Origin of the sequence: Allokutzneria sp. NRRL B-24872, assembly GCF_002155965.1 — a bacterium.
In the GTDB taxonomy this organism is placed as follows: Bacteria; Actinomycetota; Actinomycetes; order Mycobacteriales; family Pseudonocardiaceae; genus Allokutzneria.
On sequence record NZ_MUMH01000127.1, the window covers coordinates 20,055 to 34,516 of the forward strand.

At 70.7% G+C, this 14,462-nt stretch carries 16 protein-coding genes; 9 read left to right on the forward strand and 7 right to left on the reverse strand.

What is annotated here, in order from left to right:
- Positions 1-35: 35 nt before the first annotated feature.
- Positions 36-1,385 carry an NAD(P)/FAD-dependent oxidoreductase gene (locus CCN37_RS29125; protein ID WP_086826937.1) on the forward strand — a complete coding sequence of 450 codons (1,350 nt, stop codon included), beginning with the start codon at positions 36-38 and terminating at the stop codon, positions 1,383-1,385.
- Between the two features lie 115 nt (positions 1,386-1,500).
- Positions 1,501-2,670, forward strand: a complete 1,170-nt coding sequence (locus CCN37_RS29130; RefSeq protein WP_086826939.1) for a beta-1,3-glucanase family protein — start codon at positions 1,501-1,503, stop codon at positions 2,668-2,670.
- A gap of 19 nt (positions 2,671-2,689) precedes the next feature.
- Here CCN37_RS29130 and CCN37_RS29135 read toward each other — a convergent pair whose 3' ends face one another.
- Positions 2,690-3,058 (reverse strand): ChaB family protein, encoded by a 369-nt coding sequence (locus CCN37_RS29135; protein ID WP_086826941.1) that lies wholly within the window; start codon positions 3,056-3,058, stop codon positions 2,690-2,692.
- A gap of 64 nt (positions 3,059-3,122) precedes the next feature.
- Between CCN37_RS29135 and CCN37_RS29140 the strand changes: the two genes are divergently transcribed.
- The gene (locus CCN37_RS29140; RefSeq protein ID WP_086826943.1) at positions 3,123-4,028 is read left to right on the forward strand and encodes an NAD-dependent epimerase/dehydratase family protein; all 906 of its coding nucleotides are present in this window, start codon (positions 3,123-3,125) and stop codon (positions 4,026-4,028) included.
- Here CCN37_RS29140 and CCN37_RS29145 read toward each other — a convergent pair.
- On the reverse strand, positions 3,985-4,749 hold the full coding sequence (locus tag CCN37_RS29145) for a helix-turn-helix transcriptional regulator (RefSeq protein ID WP_086826945.1): 765 nt from the start codon (positions 4,747-4,749) through the stop codon (positions 3,985-3,987). The genes CCN37_RS29140 and CCN37_RS29145 overlap by 44 nt on opposite strands.
- A gap of 55 nt (positions 4,750-4,804) precedes the next feature.
- On the opposite strand from CCN37_RS29145, the gene CCN37_RS29150 reads away from it, so the two are divergent.
- The gene (locus tag CCN37_RS29150; RefSeq protein WP_086826946.1) at positions 4,805-5,950 is read left to right on the forward strand and encodes an MFS transporter; all 1,146 of its coding nucleotides are present in this window, start codon (positions 4,805-4,807) and stop codon (positions 5,948-5,950) included.
- Positions 5,951-5,957: 7 nt separating this feature from the next.
- Here CCN37_RS29150 and CCN37_RS29155 read toward each other — a convergent pair whose 3' ends face one another.
- Both CCN37_RS29155 and CCN37_RS29160 read right to left on the reverse strand, forming a co-directional pair.
- A complete protein-coding gene (locus CCN37_RS29155) occupies positions 5,958-6,767 on the reverse strand; it encodes a lysozyme (RefSeq protein WP_168200912.1) in 810 nt (269 codons plus the stop codon).
- 128 nt (positions 6,768-6,895) lie between these two features.
- Positions 6,896-7,972: a hypothetical protein gene (locus CCN37_RS29160; protein WP_246843379.1), complete on the reverse strand. Its 1,077-nt coding sequence runs from the start codon at positions 7,970-7,972 to the stop codon at positions 6,896-6,898.
- 232 nt (positions 7,973-8,204) lie between these two features.
- Here CCN37_RS29160 and CCN37_RS29165 point away from each other — a divergent pair, with 232 nt between their 5' ends.
- From CCN37_RS29165 to CCN37_RS29175, 3 genes are read left to right on the forward strand one after another with little or no spacing between them, the layout of a single operon-like run.
- Positions 8,205-8,762, forward strand: coding sequence for a hypothetical protein (locus CCN37_RS29165; RefSeq protein WP_086826952.1), 558 nt, complete (start codon positions 8,205-8,207; stop codon positions 8,760-8,762).
- The gene (locus tag CCN37_RS29170) at positions 8,759-9,247 is read left to right on the forward strand and encodes a GNAT family N-acetyltransferase (protein ID WP_086826954.1); all 489 of its coding nucleotides are present in this window, start codon (positions 8,759-8,761) and stop codon (positions 9,245-9,247) included. The genes CCN37_RS29165 and CCN37_RS29170 overlap by 4 nt, the downstream gene beginning before the upstream one ends.
- A 48-nt stretch (positions 9,248-9,295) precedes the next feature.
- Entirely contained in the window at positions 9,296-10,549 is a 1,254-nt protein-coding gene (locus CCN37_RS29175; protein WP_143261859.1) for a hypothetical protein, read from the forward strand.
- Here the strand turns inward: CCN37_RS29175 and CCN37_RS29180 are convergent.
- The gene (locus CCN37_RS29180) at positions 10,530-11,135 is read right to left on the reverse strand and encodes a TetR/AcrR family transcriptional regulator (protein ID WP_086826958.1); all 606 of its coding nucleotides are present in this window, start codon (positions 11,133-11,135) and stop codon (positions 10,530-10,532) included. The two genes, CCN37_RS29175 and CCN37_RS29180, sit on opposite strands and share 20 nt — an antisense overlap.
- 54 nt (positions 11,136-11,189) lie before the next feature.
- Here CCN37_RS29180 and CCN37_RS29185 point away from each other — a divergent pair, with 54 nt between their 5' ends.
- A complete protein-coding gene (locus CCN37_RS29185; RefSeq protein ID WP_086826960.1) occupies positions 11,190-11,918 on the forward strand; it encodes an SDR family oxidoreductase in 729 nt (242 codons plus the stop codon).
- Positions 11,919-11,966: 48 nt separating this feature from the next.
- On the opposite strand, the gene CCN37_RS29190 is transcribed toward CCN37_RS29185, so the two are convergent.
- Complete coding sequence (locus CCN37_RS29190; protein ID WP_086826961.1) at positions 11,967-12,506, reverse strand: peptidase inhibitor family I36 protein; 540 nt, start codon at positions 12,504-12,506, stop codon at positions 11,967-11,969.
- A gap of 84 nt (positions 12,507-12,590) precedes the next feature.
- On the reverse strand, positions 12,591-13,811 hold the full coding sequence (locus tag CCN37_RS29195) for an amidohydrolase family protein (RefSeq protein ID WP_086826963.1): 1,221 nt from the start codon (positions 13,809-13,811) through the stop codon (positions 12,591-12,593).
- 61 nt (positions 13,812-13,872) lie between these two features.
- Here CCN37_RS29195 and CCN37_RS29200 point away from each other — a divergent pair, with 61 nt between their 5' ends.
- Complete coding sequence (locus CCN37_RS29200) at positions 13,873-14,379, forward strand: MarR family winged helix-turn-helix transcriptional regulator (protein ID WP_210408262.1); 507 nt, start codon at positions 13,873-13,875, stop codon at positions 14,377-14,379.
- The last annotated feature ends 83 nt before the right edge of the window (positions 14,380-14,462 follow it).

Below are 14,462 nucleotides of genomic sequence, written 5' to 3' on the forward strand. Positions count from 1 at the left end.
GTCGAATCGCGCGGAAGTCCGGCACGATCGGCGCGATGAGCACGCGCGCGGTAGTGATCGGTGGCGGACTCGCGGGCATGCTCGCGGCGGCGGCCCTGAGCAGTTGCTTCGACGAAGTCGTTGTCCTGGAACGAGATGTGCTTCCAGCAGGCGCCGAGCTGCGCAGGGGCGTGCCGCAGGCCAAGCACGCGCACCTGCTGCTCTCCGGCGGCGCGCGCGTGATCGACGCGCTGGTTCCGGGCTTCCTGGCGCGCGTCTACGCGGAGGGAGCGCACGAGCTCAACGCCCCAGGTGACCTCGTCGCGATGACCACGGCGGGATGGATGCCGAGGCGGTCCGGAACGCAGTTCCTGGTCGGGGCCTCACGGCCGCTGATCGACTGGGTCGCGCGCGACCTGGTGACGCGGGACCCGCGCGTGCACGTCCGCGACGAGAGCCCGGTGACCGAGCTGATCGGCGACGCGAAGCGGGTTCGCGGAGTGCACGGGCCGGACGGCGTCATCGAAGCCGATCTCGTCGTGGACGCCGCGGGACGGGGGACACGGGCACCGAAGTGGCTCGCCGAGCTGGGCGCGGGTGACGTCCGGACCGAGGTGATCGACTCGGGAGTCGCTTACGCCACAAGGATTTTCCAAGCTCCAGCCGCCGCGCGCCGCGACTTCCCGGTGATCACCATGCAGGCCGACTCGCGGGGAGAGGGGCCGGGCAGGGGTGGGGCGGTGCAGCCGATCGAAGGCGGGCGCTGGATCGTCACGGTCTCCGGCACCCGGGGTGGCGAGCCACCGACCACAGTGGACGGTTACACCGATTTCGTGCGCTCCGGCCCGCGCCACCCGATCCTGGGCGAGCTGATCGAGCACGCCGAACCGCTCACGGAGGTCTGCGCGAGCCGGTCGACGGCGAACCAGCGCCACCGCTACGACGAGGTGGAACTGCCGGAAGGCTTTGTGGCACTGGGAGATTCGGTCGCCGCGTTCAACCCGGTGTACGGGCACGGGATGTCCGTCGCCGCGCACGGCGCGCACGTGCTGCGCTCGGTGCTCGCCGCCGGGGGATCGACGCGGCAGGCCCAGCGCTCGATCTGCGGGATCGGTGTCGGAGCGTGGGAGATGGCCGCCGGGCAGGACGTGCACTTCCCGGGCGTTCGAGGAGCGAGCCCGACCCGCCGCGACCTCGCGCGCCGCGCCTTCGTCGACCGGATGAACAGGACTGCGGTCAGCCGGAAGCGGGTCTACGACGCGATGGTCGGCGCCTTCATGCTGGCGAAGCCGATGAGTTCGCTGATGGCGCCCGGCGTGCTGCTCGACGTGCTGCGCGGGCCGATCGACCCGCCGCTGACCGAACCGCCGCTGACAGCCGACGAGCGCCGGAGGGCGGGTCTCTGAACGACCTTCGGACGTTGACAGGGGGAGTGGCGCGCGGTCACGATGAGAGCGCTCTCGCATCGGGCGGGAGCTGCCGCCTCGTCTGCTCGACCCCTCACTCAACGAGGAGTGACCCTTGCGAACGAGACTGTTCTCGTGGCTGGCGGCGATCGCGGTCCTGCTCGGCCTGACCGCGGTCCCGGCCCAGGCCGCGCCGAGCCTGCTGCCGCTGACCGTGACCAACAACTCCGGCCGCGCCGACCAGGTCCACCTCTACGTCTTCGGTGTCTTCAACGGCCGCCTCGGCCACGTCAACGCGGCGGGCGCGTTCACCCCGTGGTCCGGGGGCGGGAACCCGCCGGTGCCCGCGCCGGACGTGTCGATCGCCGGACCCGGCCAGGGCGGGTCGAAGACGCTCAACATCCCGATCAACCTCGCGGGCGGGCGGCTGTACATGTCGTTCGGGGAGAAGCTGAAGTTCTTCCTGACCCCGGACGGCCTCGTGCAGCCCGCGCCGTGGAACCCCAGCGACCCCAACCGCAACATCCTCTTCGACTGGAGCGAGTTCACCTACAACAACGGCGGCCTGTGGCTGAACTCCTCGCAGGTGGACATGTTCAGCGTGCCGCACGCCGTCGAGGTGACCGCGAGCGACGGCCAGGTGAAGAAGACCGGCGAGCTGGTTTCAGGGGGCCGCAACAAGATTCTCGACGGCCTGCGCAACCAGAGCGGTGACTGGGGCAGGCTCATTCACACCCGTCCTGACGGCACGCGGGTCCGTGTGCTGGCGCCGAGGCTGGGCATCGAGTCCGGGATCTTCGGCGCGAACTACTTCGACAGCTACACGCAGAGCGCCTGGAACACCTACCGCAACACCGATCTGACCGTGGTGCCCTACGAGAACGAGCCGGGCCGGAGGTTCATCGGCCGCACCGACGGCGGCGGCGTCATGCACTTCACCAACTCCGCCGGTGCGCGCGTAGCGTCCTTCCAGCAGCCGACCTCCAAGGACATCTTCGGCTGCGACGGTCGCTTGGCCGCGCCGAACAACGACATCGGCGCGATCGCTCGCACCCTCTGCGCGGCGCTGCACCGCTCCACCCTGGGCTTCCTGCACACCCAGCCCACGGTGAACGCCTCGGAGTTCTACACCCGCGCGATCACCGACCACTACTCGAAGATCATCCACGCGAACATGGTGGACGGTAAGGCCTACGGCTTCGCCTTCGACGACGTCGGCCACTTCGAGTCGCTGGTGCACGACGGCAACCCGCGCTCCGCCAGGGTGATCCTGACTCCGTTCTGACGACTGGGGACCGCGCGGGCTACCGGGCTCGCGCGGTCTCGCGGTCGTTGGCCTTCTGCAAGGCCTCGACCAACTCGTCCTTGGTCATCCTGGAGCGCCCCGGCACGCCGAGCTTCTTCGCCTGCTCGTACAGGTGTTGCTTGGTGGCGTTGGTGTCCACACCACCCGCAGTGTTGTCCCGTTCGTCAGAACGTCCCTTGTGGTCCTTGGCTTCCCAATGGTCGCCGACCTTCTCGTGGGTGTGCTTCAGTGCCGCGAACGCGACGCGGTGCGAGCGCTCACCCTCGCCGTAGCTGTCCACGGCGGAGTCGTGCGCCTTGACCCATGTGCGCTGGGCCTTCTTGGACGAACGCTTCAAGGTCGAGGGCAGTGCTTCCCTACCAGGCATGGCGTTCACCTCCCGGGCACGGAATTCCCCTGGTGAACAGCTCCAAACAACTACGGTGGCGCACATGCCACTTCATGTGATCGTCGGGGCCGGAGCGGTCGGCTCGGCGGTAGCTCGACAGCTCGCCGACGCGGGCGAGGACGTCCGCCTGCTCACGCGGCGCGGCGGCGGGCCCGAGCACGCGCGGATCGAGCGCGTGCTAACGGACGCTACCGATGCTGAAGCTCTTGCGCGGCAAGCGAAAAGCGCTGTGGCGATCTACAACTGCGCTGGCCCGGCCTACCACCGCTGGCCCACGGACTGGCCGCCGTTGGTCGTCGCGCTGGTGCGGGCCGCCGAGGCCACGGGCGCGGTGCTGCTCACGACCGGCAACCTCTACGGCTACGGCCAGGTCGACGCGCCGATGACCGAGGACCTGCCGGTGCGGCCGAACTCGGTCAAGGGGCAGATCCGCGCTGAGCTGTGGGCTCAGCAGCTGACCGCGCACGAAGCGGGGCGCATCCGCACGGCCGAGGTGCGCGGCTCGGACTTCCTGGGCGCGAACACGCTGTCACCGTTCAGCGCCGTGGTGCTGCCCAAGGTCGTCGCGGGGCGGCGCGCCTCGGTCCCGGCTGATCTGGACGCGCCGCACAGCTGGACCTACGTCGGCGACGTCGCCCGGACGCTGATCGCGGTCGCTGCCGACGAGAAGGCTTGGGGGCGCCCGTGGCACGCCCCGACGCCGCCGCCGGTCTCCATGCGCGAGCTCGCCGTTCGCACCGCGAAGCTCGCCGGAGCACCCGCCGCGCGCATCGCGAGGATGCCCGCGATCGCACTCCGCCTGGCCGGGTTCTTCACCCCCGCGGCACGCGAGATGGTTGAGGTGCAGTACCAGTTGCAGCGACCGTTCGTCGTCGACTCCTCGGCGGCGGAGCAGGCGTTCGGGATCACGCCGACGCCGACGGAGGACGCCCTGCGAGAAATGCTGTAGGTGTGCGGCCGAAGGCTCGCCGGAACACGTCGATGAACGCGCTGGCCGAGGACCACCCGCACGCGTGCGCGACGCTGGTGACCGGCGTGTCCTCGGCCAGCAGCACGAGGGCGTGGTGCAAGCGCATCTGTGTGCGCCACTGCGGGAACGTGAGGCCGAGGTCGGCCCTGCACAGCCGAGCCAGCGTGCGGTCGCTCGCGCCGACCTCCTTGCCCAGTTCGGCCAGCGTGCGGCCGTCGGCCGGATCGGCGCGCAGGATCTCGCGCAGCGCGCGCAGCCGGGGATCTGTCGGAGCGGGCAGGCGCACCGGCTCCTGCGGCGAGAGGCGCACCTGGTCGAGCAGCACCGCGCGGAGCCGGCGGCGCTCCGGGCTGTTCTCGTGCGGCGCGCGGGTGTAGACCAGGATCAGCTCGCGCAGCAACGGGTTCACGCTGAGCACGGTCGGCTCGGTGAGTCGCAGTGGATTCACCTTGGCGGGCAAGCCGATCAGGTGCAGTTCGAGTTCCCCGTGCGCCTCGTGCGCGTGCGCGGTTCCCGCGGGTACCCAGATCGCGCGGTTGGCCGGAGTGATCCACGAGCCCGCGTCCGTCGTGATCGCCAGGACTCCGCGCGCCGCGTAGATGATCTGGTGGTCGTCGTGGCGGTGCGCGTCGATGGTGGCCCTGGACGCCAGCCGCCGCGCCCGGGTCGGCGCGACCGGCATGTGGCGGGTTTGCGTCATTGTTTGGCAGTTTATCGAAAGCGCGCCACCGCGCCGGGGTGCTGAGCTGACTGCTGTGCGGAAGAACAACACCGTCGTGCTGCTCGCCGTTGGACACGCGTGCGTGGACGTCTACCAGGGCTCCGTCGCCGCGCTCGTCCCGTTCTTCGTCGCCGAGCGCGCCTACACCTACGCCGCGGTCTCCGGCGTCGTGCTCGCCGCGTCGCTGCTGTCGTCGGTGGCCCAGCCGCTGTTCGGCGTCCTGACCGATCGCTGGCCGATGCCGTGGCTGCTGCCGGTGAGCACGCTCCTCGGTGGGGTGGGGATCGCGCTGAGCGGGGTCGGCGGCTCGTACGCGTGGACGCTGTTCTTCGTGGCGGTGTCGGGGATCGGCGTCGCCGCCTACCACCCGGAGTCCGCGCGCCTCGCCCGCGTCGCCGCGCGGGGGAGCCACACCGCGATGGGCTGGTTCTCCCTCGGCGGCAACATCGGCTTCGCCCTCGCGCCGCTCATGGTCGCCGCCGTCGTGGCTCCGGGAGGTCTGCGGCTGTCACCGCTGCTCGTGGTGCCCGCACTGGTCGGCAGCGTGCTGTGCCTGCCCGTGCTGCGCGCGCTGAGCGGACCGGTCACGACGGGCTCCGGAGCCGCTTCGGCCGGGCCTGATGACGTCGCGTCGTTCGTGCGGCTCGCGCTGGCGGTGTCGTGCCGTTCGGTTGCGTTCATCGGGCTGAGCACGTTCATCTCGCTCTACGCCCAGCAGCGCACGGGTTTCGGCGCGACCGGGGGAGCCGTGGCGCTGTTCGTGCTGTACCTGGGCGGAGCGGTCGGCACCGTGCTCGGCAGCAGGCTCGCCGACCGGTGGGACCGCGTCACCGTCGCGCGGTGGTCCTACCTGCTGGCCGTCGTGGCGGTGGCGGGTGTGGTGTTCGTGCCGGGGCCGGCCCTCTACGCGTTCGTCGCGCTGACCTCGGTCGGCCTCTACGTGCCGTTCTCGTTGCAGGTCACCCTCGGCCAGGACTACCTGCCCAGCCGGGTCGGCACGGCGGGCGGTGTCACGCTCGGGCTGACCGTGAGCGTCGGCGGCGTCGCGGGCCCCCTCATCGGGAGCCTCGCCGACGCCGCCTCGCTCCAGCTCGCGCTGACCCCGCTGATCGTCATGCCCGCGCTGGCCTGGCTGTTGTTCCGGTCCCTGCCCGAGCCCCGTCCACTGTGGACGGACTAGGCCCCGTCTACCCCATGGCCAGCGCGATCAGCCTGTCGTAGCCGCCGTTGAAGGAGTTCTGGTCGATCGGCGTCGACGAGTACTGCCAGATGGTGTAGACCCGCCACGCGTGCGGCAGGGTCCCGGTGGCGGCGGCGTAGCGCGCGACCCACAGCGGGTTGTTGTTGCTGAAGTCGCCCGCGTGCCACCCGGTGCACATGGCCCACCAACTGGTGCTGGTGTAGATCACCGGCCAGCGGCCCGTGCGGTGGTGGTAGGTGTCGGAGAAGTCCTTGAGCCACCGCGTCATCGTCGGCTGGTCCAGCCCGTAGCACTTGTTCTCGCTGTACGGGTTGTACTCGATGTCCAGCGCTCCGGGCAGCGTCTTGCCGTCGCGCGACCAGCCGCCGCCGTTGTTGACGAAGTAGTTCGCCTGGTCGGCGCCGGAGGAGCGGTCCGGCAGCGCGAAGTGGTACGAGCCGCGGATCATCCCGACGTTGAACGAGCCGTTGTACTGCTGGCCGAAGTGCGGGTTGACGTAGCCGGTGCCCTCGGTCGCCTTGACGTAGGCGAAGCGCACCCCGTTGTTCCAGTGCAGGTGCCAGTCCACGTCGCCCTGCCAGCGGCTGACGTCGATGCCGGGAACGGCCACGCCGGTCGCCGGGTCGACGGGGGGACCGAAGTCGCGCCCGGTCCCCTCCGCCACACCCTCGTGCTTGGCGATCTGCGACCCCATCGGGGTGTCGCCGAGTACCGGCTCGGCCAGGGCCGCAGGACTACTGAGCGTCGCGGACGCCAGCAGCGCTGCTGTGAGTAAAATTCGCGTCGAGACCGCCATCTGCACTCCCGTCGGTCGTCAGGGTACGCGGAAGGTCAGCATCACCCCATTCCGATCGTCACGCAGAGTTGCTCACTCGAACCGGTTACCGTGGCCGTGTCCCGGCGCGGCGCGGGCCGGGCGCGCGCCTAAGATCTCCGGCCCAAGGCCCACTGGTGCGCGCTGCCGCAGTGCACGGCGGCGTAGACCCGGTCCCGCAGCTCGTTCGCCTCGGCGTCGGAGAGCGTGCGGTCCAGCCGTCGCAACACGATCCGGACGAGAAGATTCTTCTGTTCTTCCCGTGCTCCGAGCCGTTCCCGCGCTCGCGGGGGCAGTAGCGCGCAGGGCGTCTCGGACATGATCTCCACCGACTCCACGCAGTCCTCGCCCACCGCGTCGCGCACCCGGTCGCCCAGGTCCTCGGCCAGGTCGTCGGCCGCCACGGCCACGGAGAGGTCCCGCGTGATCGGCGGCATCGTGGAGACCGGGCGGTAGGGGAGCAGGTCCAGCAGCTGCGGATCGTCGGAGCGCAGGATGCGGATGTCCGGGATTCCCTTGCGCAGCATGAGGATTCGGTCGAGCCCGAGGCCCATCGCCAGTCCGCTCCACGGCGCGTCCAGTCCAGCTCGCGCCAGCACGTCGGGGTGCGCCAGGCCGCATTCGCCGATCTCCACCCACTCGTCGCCGTGGCGGAGGTCCACCTGAAGACCGTCCACTGTGTACGGATGGACGCGGGGGGCGACGCGGTGCTCGGCGTCGCCGACCAACGCCGCGATCATGTCCTCCAGCCGTCCCAACGGTTTCCGGCTGATCCGCCACAGGTCGAGCTGGTGCGGGGTCCCGGTGTGCAGTCGGTCGATCGAATCGCGGCGGTAGACGATGCCCGGGCACACCAACAGCACGTCGTCGACGGGATCGGCGGCGAGCGCGCGCAGTGCCGCCGGGACCATCGCGCTGGAATGACTGCGCAGCATGCGATTCGCGTCCACGTAACGGGTGTAGCGCGCGTCGCGGGTCACCGCGGCTGAGTCGTAGCCGAGGTTGTCGTAGTTGTCGGCGATGCTGACCACGCGATCGCTTCTGCACCAACGGACTTCGCAGCCCCAGCGGCGGGCGAGCGCGTCGACGAGGTCGTTCAGGACGAGCTGGACGGCGTGCGAACCCGTTGCGGGGTCGGTGAGATCGCGAACGGCGAGGTCGCGGGCGAGCTGTTCTGCGGTGAGCACGATGGCCTCTTCCGGGAGGAGTGAGCGGGTGGGCGACTCCCCCTGACCCGCGGGCTCCTGCGAAGGGCTCCGTCAGCGCGGCGCGGCGACGCTGGCCCCAGGACGCCCGTTCGGGGTCAGGGGGCCGGTAAATCGGCGCGCGAGCACGGTCACGACGCCAGCCTAGCGTCGCCTGTTCGGACGAGGCCAATGGTTTGTACCTTTGCGAGGCGCGCGACGCTATGAATGGCGGATGGGTGCCTCGACCCTTCATAGCGCCGCGCGACACCGCTTGGCCGAACGCGCCGCCGTGCTGGTGCCTCCCGGCCGGGTGACCGTGGCCACGACCGGCGGAGCCGCGACCGCCGCCGTGCGCGCGCTGCTGGCTCGGCGCCGTGGCCTCACGCTCGTCACCACCGCGTTGACCCCGGTCCACGCGCTCCGCGGCGGCGCCAAGGTCGTGCTCACCGGCGGAGCCGTCCGCGACCCCGCGCAGGGCTGCGTCGGCGAGGTGGCCGAGGCCGCGCTCCGCGCCCGCCTGATCGACATCGCCGTGGTGTCCGTCTGCGGCATCGACCACGACGGCCTCAGCACCGCCGACCCCGACCAGGCCAGCCTCATCCGCACCCTCGTCCACCACGCCCGGCGAGTCGTCGCGCTCGCCGACCGCTGTGCCCTCGGCCGCGTCGAGGCCACGCACATCGCGTCCCTGACCTCGGTGCACGACATCGTCACCGACGCCTCCGCGCCGCCGCCGACCTTGCGCCTGCCAGCCGGTCCCCGCCTGCACCTGGCAGGCTGGTCATCGTGACCGGTGAAGTTGTCCTGGAGACGGAACGACTGCTGCTCAGACCGTGGCGGGTGGCCGACGCCGTGGTTCAGCGCGAGCTGTGGACCGAGCGCGATCCGCGCGTGCCGCCGCACCGCAGGATCGACGCCGACGGCCACCCCACGGTCGCCGATCTCGAAGATGCGATCCGAGCCCGGAAGTCACCTGGTTTGTTCGCGATCGAGCGCAAGGCCGAGCACGACGTCATCGGCTACTGCGGGCTGGTCGACGGGGAACTCGCCTTCGAGCTGCTGCAACGGGTCTGGGGTCAGGGCTACGCCACCGAGGCCGCCACAGCGGTGCTCGACCGGGCGAGATCGTCCGGCCACGAGCGCCTGTCGGCCACCGTGCGGGAGTGGAACACGACGTCCCGCCGAGTGCTGGCCAAGCTCGGGTTCACCGAGATCGAGCGGCGGGACGTCGACTCCGTCCACGGCACCACCCTCGTCACAGCGAAGCGCCTTTAACACCAAGGGGCGCTGGACGAAGCGGATGCTCGCCATGACGATGTGGTCGTGGACCCGATCAAGCTGCTCGACGACCTGACCTCCGCCACAGTCGCGGCGCACCAGAGGCCGGGCTTCTTCGACCAGCGGTTGAGACGGGCAGAGGTGCTCCTGCCCACGGCCGAACTGGTGATCGCGATCGACCCCGACCGGGCCATGGGCTTCGCCCGCGCGTTGCCCGTGGCCGATCACCGGCACGCGGCGCTGGCCGTCATGGCCGCCGAGCTCGTCGGCACCGACCCCGGCCGGGCGAACACGCTGTTCGCCGATGTCGAGCACAACGCGACGTCGTGGTCGGCACGCACTGCGGTGGGTGTGGTGCGGATGGCCGTCGCGCTGCACCGCACCGATCGGCGCCGCGCCGAGAGGCTGCTGCGCCAAGCGGAGGCGCGACTGCTCGCCGACACTCCCGCGCAGACCGCCTGTTTCGCGGGCGAGTTCGCCACCGCCCTGGCCGTCCTCGATCGTCGCCGAGCCGAGAAAGCCCTGGACAAGGCCGCTACCCGGCCCTTGTCACCGGAAGAGATGGGCGACGACACGTGGGCGGCGGGCTCGGAGCAGCGGCTCATGGTCGCCGTGGCGATGGTGGCGTATTCGCCACGCAAGGCGGAGCAGATCCTCGCTCGCGTTCACGCCCCCTACGACCGGGACTGCCTGCGACCCAGGTTGATCAAGGCGATCGCCGCTGTCGACCTCGCTCACGCCGAACGCTTGGCCCGCGCCACCACCAACGCCTACCACCGGGTGGTCTGGCTGGGGGAGACCGCCGAGATCTCCGCGCGACGCGAGCCCGCGCGTGCCGATCGGCTGATCCGAGAAGCGCGCGGCATGGCCGAGGCGATGACGGACGGCACGCAGTACCGGTGGTCGATGTCGGCGGCGCTGAAGGCCGTCGCGGTCCGCGAGCCCGAGCGCGCGGACCGCTTGGCAACCTCGATCGGCGACGTCTGGCTGAGCGGCAGCCTCGCGGGCGCCATCGCGGCCACGAACCCCGCGCGAGGACTGGAGCTCGCGCGATCCGTTCCCGACAAGGAGATGCGCACGCGTTTGCTCGCCGAGGCCGCGCAGGAGATCGCCGCCGTCGACCCCGCGCTCGCCGAGGACGTTGTGCGCGAGGGCCTTCCGAGCTGGGAGGTCGCGGACGTCCTCCTGCGCATGGTTCCTGTGGACCCGGACCGCGCGGCACGCCTGGCCCGGAAGGTCGGCCACCACCCTCCGCGAGCTTCCGTGTTCGTCGCGCTGCTCAGCACAATGCGTGGGTGAGCGCACGCGCCGAGGAGGTCCACACGCGCTCTTCGACCGAGCCGGGCTTGAGGACGTGCTGCTGGGCCAGCCCCCGCATGAGTGCGGTCAGCGCCACCGCCATCCGTCGCGCCCGCTCCTCGTCGAGCGGTCCGGAGTCGGTGCGGCGGTTGGTCAGCAGGTGCACGACGTCCTCCGACCGCGTCAGGTCCCGCTCGGTGACGCGCTCCCGCATCCGCTCGTCGCGCAGGGTCAGCGCGAGCGCTTCCAGTTCGAGCCGGAGCACCCGCTGTCCGTCCAACGAGGACACGATGGCGCGGTAGGCCGCCGCGTAGCCCTCCAGCACCTCCTCGGCGCTGAGCCCGGAGTCCTGCCGCAACGGCAGCACGGCCGCGCCCAACTGGTCGAAGACCTCGTCCAGCACGGCCAGCAGCAGCCCGTGCTTCGCGCCGAAGATCGAGTAGATCGCGCCGGTGGTCAGGCCCGCCTCCTCGGCGATCGCCTCGATGCCGACGGCCTCGTAGCCGTGCTCGGTGAACAGCCCGCGCGCCGCGCTCACCAGTGCGTCGGTGTTGCGCCTGCGGTTCTCGGCGCGCTTGCCAGTCATCGGGCGAACCTACACCGCTTGTGGCGCAACGTCTTTTCGTGACACCGTCGACGGGTGAGCACCAAGGAGCTGTTCGGAACCGTCGCGCTGGTCACCGGCGCCTCCAGCGGCATCGGCGAGGCCGTCGCCCACGACCTGGCCCAGCGCGGCGCCACGGTGGTGGTCGTCGCCCGGCGCCGCGAGCGGCTGGCGCGTGTGGTCGCCGAGATCGAGGGCAAGGGCGGCCGGGCCTTCGCCGTGCCCGCCGACCTCACCGACCGCGACCAGGCGACCGCCGCGGTGACCGAGGCGGTGAAGGCGACCGGGCGGCTGGACATCCTGGTCAACAACGCCGGGATCGGCTTCGTCGAGCACGCGCTGGACGCCGACCTCGACCGCTGGCGGCAGACCGTGGAGATCAACCTGCTCGCCGTGCTCTCCTGCACCCACGCCGCGCTGCCGCACCTGGTCGCCGCCGCCGAAGGACCGCGCGGGATCGCCGACGTGGTCACCGTCAGCTCGGTCGCCGGACGGGTCACCGCGCCCGGCTACAGCGTCTACGCCGCCACCAAGCACGCCGTCGGCGCGTTCAGCGACTCCATCCGCAAGGAGCTGGTCGGCCGCGTGCGCGTGGGCCTGGTCGAGCCGGGCGCGGTGGACACGGAGCTGACCGACGCCAGCAACGCGGAGTTCGAATGGCTCCAGCCCCAGGACGTCGCCGACGCCGTCTCTTACCTCGTCACCCGGCCCAGGCACGCCGCCGTCTGCGAACTGCTGCTGCGCCCCTCCGCCCAGGAACGCTGAGACCCCGCCCCGCGCCCGTGAGCGCGAAGCGGGGATTCGTTTGGCGGATCAGCCCCAGGAGTAGACCGATGATGCCTTGTCGTGCTCACGGGGGACCAGGTTGTAGGGCTTGTCAGTCCAGTTCATGTTGTGGCGCTCGCCGCGTCCGTCCTTGTCGAAGTACCACCACCAGGTCTTGCTGGTCTTGTTGACGAACGACGACATCTGGTCGTTGAACGTGCCACCGCACGACTCGCAGCCGATGCGGGAGAAGTCGTCGTGCCCGTTGCGGCCACTGCCCGGGTCCTCCAGGATGAAGGCCGCACCGCCGCCGTTCTCGTGCTGGTACAGGCAGAGGAAGTCGACAGGGCAAGAGAACACGGCCTTGGCCTGGAGCGTGGTGTTCTTCGCCTTGGCGTAGTCGGGTTCCGTGCTGGTAGTGATCTTGCCGTCAGCATGGACCTTCGTGATGGTGCGGGTCGGCAGGCTGGCCTCCTCGGACGCCTGCGCCGGAACGGCGGCGAACAGGGTGCCGGCGAGCGCGCCCCCGACCGCGAGCACCTTGGCGACGTTCCCCATGCGCCGTGCCAGCGAACTCTTAGTGGACATTGTTTCCCCCTCGTGGTGAGCAATGCCCCTTCACGTTATTTCCGCGCGGGAGGGCCGATGTCCACCGGTCGACTGATGACTTCCTCAGCCGCGCACACGCTTCGCCGAAAGTCGTAATGCTTGCGCGAGGTCGGCGGAAACCTTGGTGCGAGCGGGCTTTCCGGCGACGAGGACCGACTCGATGTTGCCGGGGTGCCCGCAGGTCACCACCGCTTCGATCAGGTCGTGCTCGCCGCCGACGAGGTTCGCGTCGGTCGCGCGCAGCACCACGAGGTCGGCCTGCTTGCCGACGCTGAGCGAGCCGATCCGCTCGGCCATGCCCAACGCCGCCGCTCCCTCCACAGTGGACAGTCGGAGCACGTCGGCCGCGCTGAGGGAGCTGGTCTGGAGGGTCGCGCGCATCAGCGAGAACATGTCGCCCGCGACCGTGGTGACGACGTCGACGCCGAGCCCGGTGGTGACCCCGTGCGCGGCGAGGCGGTCGGCCATGGGGGCGCCGTGGCCCATCCGCGCCTCGACAGCGGGGCAGATTGAGACGGCAGCGCGCGCGGTGGAGATGAGCGCGAGTTCGCTGTCCGCCAACGAGTTCCCGTGCGCGAACGTGATCTCCGAGCTGAGCAGGCCCGCTTGGCGGAGGGCGTCGACGGGGTGTTCGGCGACCGGACCGCTGCCGACGTGGGTGTAGACGCGCAGGCCCAGCTCCTCGGCCAGCGCCCAGTCCGCGCGCACGTTCTCCATCGACGAGTACGACGGGCCGGTCGCGGCGAGCGCCATCGTGACGAGCCCGGTGCTGCCGCTGAAGTGCTCCGCGTGCACGGCCCGAACGGCGCCCGAGCCGCTGCCTTCGCCGAAAACGGGCTGCCCGTAGGCGAAAACCGCGCGGATGCCGGATTCGCGCAGCGCTGACACCGACGCGTCCGCGTGTGCCTTGGTGTAGGCGATGTGCGCGAAGTCCTGCACGGTCGTGACGCCGGAGGCCAGTGCCTCGATCGCACCGGCGAGGGTGCTGGCGAAGACGTCGTCGGGGTGGTACCTCGGCGCGATGCGGCCCAGCACCAGGTCCAGGTAGGCCATGAGGCCCATGTCGGCGGTGCTGCCGCGCAGCGCGGTCAGCCACGTGTGCCGGTGGGTGTCGACGAAGCCGGGCAGCACGATCCGGTCGGTGCCGTCGACCACGCTTCGGCCCGTCGTGGGCAGGCCGACGCCGACCGCGGCGATGCGGCCGTGCTCGACGAGCAGGTCGTGGCCGCGCAGCACCACCGGCGCGGGGGAGGTGTCGATCAGGGTCGCGTTCTGGATGAGCACGGCGAGGTACTTTACAGAAAGCTTTCGAAAAAGCTATCTCGTTGTCGAATATCGTGACCGGGTGAGCGACAGGGTCGACCGGCTGATCGCGTCCTGGCAGGCGGAGCTGCCCGAGGCGCTCGGACCGACATCGGAGCTGGTCAAACGGGTGCTGCTGCTGGCGGGCGACCTCGACGCGGCGACCCGCCGCGAGCTGCCGGAGCTGGGCCTGACCACCGCCGAGTTCGACGTGCTGGTCGGCCTGCGCCGCTCCGGGGCGCCCTACCGGCTCAAGCCGAGCGAGCTCGGCCGCTCCCTGCTGCTCTCCAGCGGCGGCACCAGCAACATCATCACCAGGCTGACCTCGCGCGGGCTCGTGCGCCGGGAGAGCGATCCCGACGACGGGCGCGGCACGCTGATCGTGCTCACCGAGGCGGGCCGCGAGCTGGCCGAGTCGGCCGTCCTGGCCAACTCCGCCGCCCACGCCGAGGTCTTCGCCGCGCTCCCCGAGGACACCCTCAAGGCGGCCACCGACGCCCTCCGCGAGGTCTTCGCCGCACTCGACAAGAAACCCACCCGCCGCCCCTAGCCCCCGCGTCCCCCAGGTACGCCAAAACCCGTTTCGTACTTATAGCGGGAAATGGGAGCGCTCCATTTCCCGTTAGGAGTACG